Source organism: Neokomagataea anthophila (assembly GCF_018122595.1).
Classification (GTDB): Bacteria; Pseudomonadota; Alphaproteobacteria; order Acetobacterales; family Acetobacteraceae; genus Gluconobacter; species Gluconobacter anthophilus.
Window position 1 is genome coordinate 77,992 of the sequence record NZ_JAGRQH010000009.1, and the last position, 7,195, is coordinate 85,186.

The 7,195-nt window shown below is 53.0% G+C and carries 8 protein-coding genes; 3 read left to right on the forward strand and 5 right to left on the reverse strand.

Annotation, left to right across the window (positions count from 1 at the left end; genetic code table 11):
* Window positions 1-74: 74 nt before the first annotated feature.
* The 3 genes from KB213_RS10750 to KB213_RS10760 form a co-directional block, all read right to left on the reverse strand.
* Window positions 75-737 carry an HNH endonuclease gene (locus tag KB213_RS10750; RefSeq protein ID WP_211683006.1) on the reverse strand — a complete coding sequence of 221 codons (663 nt, stop codon included), beginning with the start codon at window positions 735-737 and terminating at the stop codon, window positions 75-77.
* Entirely contained in the window at window positions 734-2,068 is a 1,335-nt protein-coding gene (gene repC, locus KB213_RS10755) for a replication initiation protein RepC (RefSeq protein WP_211683008.1), read from the reverse strand. The genes KB213_RS10750 and repC overlap by 4 nt, the downstream gene beginning before the upstream one ends.
* 382 nt (window positions 2,069-2,450) lie before the next feature.
* On the reverse strand, window positions 2,451-3,092 hold the full coding sequence (locus KB213_RS10760) for a transglycosylase SLT domain-containing protein (protein ID WP_211683022.1): 642 nt from the start codon (window positions 3,090-3,092) through the stop codon (window positions 2,451-2,453).
* A 278-nt stretch (window positions 3,093-3,370) separates the two neighbouring features.
* Here KB213_RS10760 and KB213_RS10765 point away from each other — a divergent pair, with 278 nt between their 5' ends.
* From KB213_RS10765 to KB213_RS10775, 3 genes are all read left to right on the forward strand, one after another.
* Window positions 3,371-4,279, forward strand: a complete 909-nt coding sequence (locus KB213_RS10765; RefSeq protein WP_211683010.1) for a hypothetical protein — start codon at window positions 3,371-3,373, stop codon at window positions 4,277-4,279.
* 85 nt (window positions 4,280-4,364) lie between these two features.
* Window positions 4,365-5,150 (forward strand): hypothetical protein, encoded by a 786-nt coding sequence (locus tag KB213_RS10770; RefSeq protein WP_211683012.1) that lies wholly within the window; start codon window positions 4,365-4,367, stop codon window positions 5,148-5,150.
* The gene (locus KB213_RS10775; protein ID WP_211683014.1) at window positions 5,150-5,818 is read left to right on the forward strand and encodes a hypothetical protein; all 669 of its coding nucleotides are present in this window, start codon (window positions 5,150-5,152) and stop codon (window positions 5,816-5,818) included. Before KB213_RS10770 ends, KB213_RS10775 begins: the two co-directional genes overlap by 1 nt.
* Before the next feature lie 144 nt (window positions 5,819-5,962).
* Here KB213_RS10775 and KB213_RS10780 read toward each other — a convergent pair whose 3' ends face one another.
* Window positions 5,963-6,217: a hypothetical protein gene (locus KB213_RS10780; protein WP_211683016.1), complete on the reverse strand. Its 255-nt coding sequence runs from the start codon at window positions 6,215-6,217 to the stop codon at window positions 5,963-5,965.
* A 61-nt stretch (window positions 6,218-6,278) separates the two neighbouring features.
* A complete protein-coding gene (locus tag KB213_RS10785; RefSeq protein WP_211683018.1) occupies window positions 6,279-6,926 on the reverse strand; it encodes a hypothetical protein in 648 nt (215 codons plus the stop codon).
* Between the last annotated feature and the right edge of the window lie 269 nt (window positions 6,927-7,195).

Here is a 7,195-nt window from a genome sequence, read left to right on the forward strand (position 1 = left end):
TGCACGTCATTCTTTCACGCGCAAACCCCACGAGGTTTTTCTCAACCCATCCGTGCTTTCTCCTCAAAACCCCGCTAAATGTCGCGCGCCTTTTCGACGGCATCGGGGACAAGCGTATAGCCATAATGCTGAGCAACCCAGGACACATCACAGCGCCAAGATTGACGGCTACGCTGACGCCATTGCGTTATCGCCTGTGCGACACAGTCTTCCGCTTGCGCTACCGACCATTGGTTGATGTGACACAACCAGTTTAACGCCTCGGTACGCCGTCCCATGACCTCTGTTCGTCCCCAATGACGCACCGCATGGCACGAAGGACAGAGCGCAACGACACCAGCCAAACGCTGACACCGGGTTTGGTCGTCGTAAGACCATCCTTCATCGGCTTCGACGGGATGATTTGGACCTTGTTCGCCGCAAACATGACAGCAATATCCCGAACGCGCATAGGCGGCACGCCGAATGACATCCCAATCGGGCTTCGCCAGCAGGGCGCGTAAATTCCACCCCCAGAGCGGCTGGGGGACCATCCACGGTCTTAAAGCCACCTCGCCAATTTTCAATCGATACCGACGCGGTAACCACGGCACGAGTGGCGATGTTTCAGCCAGGGACGAGCGTGGATGGGGCCAGAGCAGACGTTGGCTACGGGCGTCCCACACAGCCCCAGCCTGTCGGGCCTCGGCGCGACGTTTCAACGGGACACAGAGCGGTAAAGCTGCCGTCTCGGTCATGCGCAAGCTGCGGTATGTTCCGCCAAAATAGCCCGGAATTTCGCCCGAATGGTGCTGGCCGGTGTGATCGCATGATCGGGGTCCCCCCGCAATCCAAACAAACTCCGATCCAAACGCAGCATCCCTAGACGGCCGCGCTCAATCATTGCGCGCAAATAGGCTTCCCGATTGCGAATATCCGCACCACGACTGATGCGCGCGGCCATAACGATCACAGAAATCGCGGTTTTTTCGCGACCAAGAATCACACAGCCTTGTTGCCAGCTGTGCAAGGAAATCCCGAGATGTTGGGTTAAATGCTCAGCAGCCTCCATCAAATCCGCCAGTTTCGGCCGCGCCGTTGTGCAGAGATCCCGTAATGTCGGGCAGACATCCAAGAAAAATTGAGATGTTCCACGAAATCCCCCCAACACATCCGTGAGGCGCGACACAGTTTCCCCATTCTGTGCTGTCTGACGGGCGGAGACAGACGTCTCACATGCTGCATGGTCAATGCAATTGCGCTCATTGAGCGCTACTGGTCTTACTTCGTAAGAATTTTTATCTTTTTTTGTAGTCGTATAAGGGGTGTCATTTTTGGCGGTCATGCCGTGCAATTTTGAAGGGCATGAGGTGTCTGAAAAAGCGTTATCCACAGGCGGTTTTTGGCCATTTGTGAGGTAGTACGCATGGATGTCCTGCATCATGGTTTTGAGATGCTCCAAATGCTCTTTATTCTGGACCTCCCGACGCTTACGCATGAGACGGCGTAGAGACATCATCTGCGTCTCAGGTAGGGCGACACCGCTATAGCAAAGCTCTTGATACAACCTGGCCATGGCATCGCGCAGGGCCTGACAAGCACGCTCATAGGCTTTAACGGCCTGAAAGCGCTGGGTCAGTTCAGGATAGCGATAACGCAATGAGGAGAGGTCAAACCCGACTTGCTCCGTACCATCCGTATAGCGACGGCCACGATGCCCATTGCGGCCGTCTACCGGCACAAGATAGCCGCCTTCGGCGATCTCCCGAATATAGCGCCGCAAGGTGCTTTCATGGCCGCCAATCCAACGCAGCATGGTGGCATTGCGGGCAAACACAAAAGGCCGATTGTCAGGCTCCCAAGCGTTATTGGGCGTTTGACGAACCATGGCGCCCAATAACTGAGCCGCACCACGGCTCAATCCTAGAATGCGAACGCCCTTATTTATCAGGCTCAGCAGATCCGCCCGGCTGGGGAAGCTCGGCGGGGTGAGGGTCAGTTCCTCACGGGCACGCCGCATGGCTGGCGTGATGGTACGGCGACCCGGTGCACGTTGCACCGACGGCACCGTCGAAACAGAAGACATCATGGATGACACACTTTTGGTCAGAGAATGGGAAAGTCGGATCCATCTCTCGGCCTGTCATCAGACAATACGACACCCTTCGCAAAAACACTTGCGTTTCGACCGAATAGGTGTGTAAGGTGAGTTTACTTGGTTTCACCTTCTAATCATCTGGATGACCCTGGCTTTACCGATTTGGCGATCGGGAGAGCTGGGGTTTTCTTTTATCTGCGGTGTTGCATGGTGCGGGACTCCTTTACACACAAGATGATGTCCATTTCGGACGGATAGGACAGCTTGCCTTGTTCCAGGAAGCACGGCAACCGCAAAACTCAGGTAACATTCTGAAACAGCCCAAAAAACTGAACCGTATTCATGACCTCTTCGGTAAAACATGAAGAAATCCTTAAGAACTCCCTGTTGCGGTTGCCTTAGCGCCAGACCCCATCCGCGCCGACACCGTCGCGTAATACTGTCCGACCGTCCAAGTGCTCATATAATTGGCAGCTAAAGCCTGTGCCGACACGAAATTGCTCAAAGGCTGTGTCTGGTCATCGGCTGTTGCGAGTTTACTCCCCGCAGAAGGGCCAAACATATACGCCCCATAGACTTCGGCGGAACTCGGTGCGCTTCCGGTGGCCCGGCTCACAGAGGATGCATAATCGCTGATAATCGCACTGGCGACCTTGGCTTGCGCCGTTGGGTCATTACGATCACTATCACTCAAGCCGAGTTGAGAGGCATATTGGGACCATGTGCCGTTAGTAATTTGCCATACACCTTCCGCACTGGAGGTGGTGTTACCAACATTACTAAAATGGCTCTCAATCTGCGCAAACGCGGCCAAAGTGTCGGGGTTAACCCCGGCTGCTTGCGCCGCAGCGATGGCGCTCGCCCCATAAGACTGCGCTTGAAGCGTCGCCGTCGCACTGCCGCCGCCCCAATTCCCACGATACGGCGCAGAGGAGGATCCACCTGTTGGATTTGCGCCGATATTATTCCCCGCAAGAGCAAAAACCGGCGCGCCGGATTCCGGCGTGGTGGGGATGACTTGGGGGCAAACAGCCTACACCCATCCGTTCGGAAAGAGCGTCTTGCCACGTCATGGCTTTATGCCTGTGCGCAGCGTCTATTTTTTGGCGGAAAGCGCGTGTCGCGCAAACTGAAAGTTTGCATTTGTATATGGACTCTTCTTTTTCTTGCAACACTTCTGCCACACCCTTGAAGCAGTTGCGCAGCACATGCGAAGCAGAGCCTCAACAGTCTTGCAACACTCTCGCAACACTGTTAGAACGGTGAGCAGTTGATTTGAAGGGCTGACCAGCGATGACATCGATCACACAAAGTGGGCCTATGGCCGCCGCCTGCCGGGAAAGCGCAGGCGAGATGTGGTCGCGTTCGTCGATCTATCGTTGGATGGTCACGAATTATGATTTGCTGAAAAACGCCACCGCAGGTGGGCGAGCAAGATGGTCCAAGCTGTGCGATGCTGCCATTGAGGAAGGCTTAACGACGTTTCAGGGAACTCCCCCAAAACCTCAAACTATCCGTAGCACATGGTATCGCGTCCGCCTTAGAATGGAGCGTGAAGCGCGTGAGCGTGAGGAAGAATTAGCGGAACGCCGCCGCAAACGGGATGAAGAGACGGCTCGTCGTCAGGCTCTTCAGATCAAAGCCCATGAGGTGATGGAGAAAACACGGCCAAAAGAGGATGTGTCACTTATTCCTCCGGCCCCTGATGTGACTTACGAGCGGCCCGCCCACCTACACAATAAGCCAGAACGGCCTGAACCACCCCGCCCAAGCGCTCCGCAGACGGTTCCAGAACCTGCGCCATCGGTCCAAGCTGTGACACAAAAACCTGTTGTGCCTTCTGCTTCTGCGACGAACCATATTGATGTTTTGAACAATGCTGAACCGCCAGTGCAGATGATGAAACAGGCGTTCCTCTATGGTGTGAACATCGAGATCCCGCCGCCTTACGAAGGACCACGCCCCCTCGGCATGCCGGAATACCTCCCTTTTGAAGCCATCACGCCGCTGAATTATCCGGTTTACGATGAAAATGGTCGGATTAATGTTGAGCTTTTACCGGGCTTTCCTCGTCGTTCTTTCTTTGAAGACGATCGAACATGGGCCCGTGCCTTTAAAGAAATGCTTGATGTTTATCCTCCACAAAAACGTTCCAACGTGATGCGTTGCGTCTATTCTGCTGTTCAATTGAAAGCTCGCTAAAAAACATGCGGCACTCATACTGAGCTCTGCGATCCTTTTCATGCCAGTGAAAATCACTTCATGGCGTGAATAAGGATCGTCCACGGTGACAAACGAAACCAGTCATTCTTCTGCAGCCTCGAAAATCAAAATCTACTTCAAGGCGGGTCGCGGTAATCTCGGCGGGACCACCGCGCTCGGCCTTCTCGCAGAACGCGCTCTAAAGGCAGGTCGCCCAATCCTGATGGCCGATGCGGATATGCGCAATGAAGGCATTTCCAAATATACCTCACTGTATAGAAAATATGGTCTTGGTCGCCCGATGTCGGATCGCCAGCCTGATGTGCAGAGCTATCTCACGGATGTTCTATCGTCTGGCGTTTCCGAACAAAAACCGGTCTTTATTGATGTTGGCGGGGGAGATCGTACCCTCGAAGAATGGGCCAGTACGAACGACATTAACACGCTGAGTACGGTCATGGGCGTAGAGGTTATCGGCCTATTCATGTGCGGGATCGATAGCGGAGATATTGATTACATTGTTAGCCTTTGGAAGAATGGCGGCTTCAAACCAAAAAAAGCCCTCATTATTCTCAATGAGCATACCGTCCCTTCCGGATATATTGCACAAGACTACATGTACGATATCATGGTGGATCAACGCTTTGATGTTATCCGCAAAGAAGCCGAACTAGAATTTATCTTCTTCCCGTCGAACCCGTATATGAAAGAAATTACGGCATCAGGTTTGTCTTTCTATGAAGCCGGTCAACGCGGCACAGACCCTAAGAAACCTAAATTAGATCCGGTACGCCAAGCGGTGACGGGATTGTGGGTCAAGAAATTTGACGATGAAATCAAGGCGAAAGGCGTTGATTCATGGCTCCCGTAATGAACGAGACCTCTTCGCATTCGATGGCCATTGAACGGTTGCGTACGATTGCTGAGGAGATGGACCTTGCCTTGAAGAAGCATGGGATCGCTGGTCCCAATGATGCTCTGTGGGAGTGGAGCCGTCTTTTACGCATGGGTATGGATGTTTACAGCCATCTCGTTCAAGACAATCTACAAGGCGTGACGCAAGAAGCGCAAAAGATGCACGCCACTATGGAAAAGATGGCGGGACAGGCTGAATATTTTCTCACGGAGCTTAGCAAGCGTGGGGAGTCTGAACTTCAGACAGCGAAAGCTGAATTAGAAGACGCGCGTATGAGCTATCACCGTGCGAAAGAAATGAGTGAGCACCGACAGCGAGAAATTACGCATGAGATCTTGTCGGATCTCAATGTCTCCTTAAAAGAAGAGGTGCCAAAATATATTAATCAGTGGCTTCCTATTCATGCGACGGAATATGCGAAGTCGGTTGTTTATCGCGCTATGGCTATCGTTGTGGCGTCGACGCTGTCGTTTACGCTGGTGTGTACGGGCTTGTGCTGGTGGGCTCTGCACGACAAAGCGTCGGTGGGGAGTTACTGCCAAGCGCATATGTATCAGGGGCTGAATGGGAAGGAGATTTATTGTCTGCTTCCGAATGCCTCACCCATTGTGCGTGAGAAATAAGGGCTCTTTTGCTTTCTAGCCACCCATGATGCTCTTGTAAGAGCGGGATGCGGGGTATCATGACATGCCCGCGCAGCCCCTTGGGGGGCGAGCATTGGGGGAGAAGTGCCGCGCCGAAGGCGCGTCCGTTTTCTCCCCCTCCCCTTAGTGGTGGTGTGACAAGAATGTTAACACACCGACACTCAAACCAAAGATCGCAATGAGCGCCGAGAAGAGCCATTTAAGAATATCGAAATTGGCTTTGTTGGAGATTTCCATAGCGTCGAGTTTGGCGAGTAAAGGGGCGTTTGCTTCGGTGATTTTCATAGCAAGATGACTTTCGAGGGAATTGACAACCTCGGTTGCTTTTTCATCGGAAACATTAACGGATTGAAGAGCGGTAAACAACGGAATTTGCATGGTGGTCGCACCTAAGAAAAGCCAGCCAGAAGGTGGGCCGCGTCAGCGGCCCACGCGATAATTAGAAGCCGAGAGCGTCGGCTTGGGCTGCGGCTACGCCTTGGGCCAAGCTGCGACCTGTGTCCTTTACGTAAGGCTTCCATGCTTCGCCCATGAGGGTTTCATATTCAGCACACGCGCCTTGTGCGAGGCAGGCAAGGGCGTAAGCCTTCGCGCCGTTTTCGGCAGCGATACGGCGCAAGCCAATGACGCGATTTTCACCGCCATCTACGCCCATCCGGTCCTCGTCGCGGTCTTCATTGGCGAAGCTATCGGCAGCATCCTTAGCGATAGCACGATGCTTCTCATAGAATTGAGCCGACCCAAAAGCGGAACGCACAATCCCATCAACCATGCGGTCAAGGTGCATCTTAAGGCCCATGAAGTTTTGTTCTTCGCGGATGATCGAAACAAGATGCGGAGAGAATAAGGTGTATTGATCCCGAATAAGGTTGGCCCCTGCGCCGGTGATTTCGTCGGGGTCAATGGTTTCCAAACCAAAGGCGGGCACGATCTTGGCAATCTGGCCTTCGGTCGGAATCAGGTTCAACACATCGGCAAGGGTTGGGGCGCTGTTTTTCTGTGTGCGTTGCTTGGCTTCGTTGAAGCGGCGGACTTCACCCTTGCTTGCGGTGTAGTTTTGAGCGATAGAGCGATTTGCGTCGGACATGGAAATAACCTTCCTGTTCTGATGAAGTCCCGTTCGGTGTTGCGATCACCGTTCGGGGCGTTGTGTCTGAGGGCTCATTCCCTCTCGACAAATATAACTTACGACAATTCCCCAAGTAACGCAAGCAAAAATCGCAGAAAACCGCCATTTTATCAGGGTTTTATTCTGTTTTTATTTGAAAAAATAGTCTTGTATTTATATTGAATACTTCGTTTTTTCTTAGACCCATTCTGCCCGTGCGGCGAGCACAAGAACGGTGATTGAGAGTG

Excerpts from the sequence above, each read along its gene's own strand:
- KB213_RS10765 (WP_211683010.1), top strand. The coding sequence starts at position 3,371 with ATGACATCGATCACACAAAGTGGGCCTATGGCCGCCGCCTGCCGGGAA.
- KB213_RS10775 (WP_211683014.1), top strand. The coding sequence starts at position 5,150 with ATGAACGAGACCTCTTCGCATTCGATGGCCATTGAACGGTTGCGTACG.
- repC (WP_211683008.1), bottom strand. The coding sequence starts at position 2,068 with ATGATGTCTTCTGTTTCGACGGTGCCGTCGGTGCAACGTGCACCGGGT.
- KB213_RS10785 (WP_211683018.1), bottom strand. The coding sequence starts at position 6,926 with ATGTCCGACGCAAATCGCTCTATCGCTCAAAACTACACCGCAAGCAAG.
- KB213_RS10780 (WP_211683016.1), bottom strand. The coding sequence starts at position 6,217 with ATGCAAATTCCGTTGTTTACCGCTCTTCAATCCGTTAATGTTTCCGAT.
- KB213_RS10750 (WP_211683006.1), bottom strand. The coding sequence starts at position 737 with ATGACCGAGACGGCAGCTTTACCGCTCTGTGTCCCGTTGAAACGTCGC.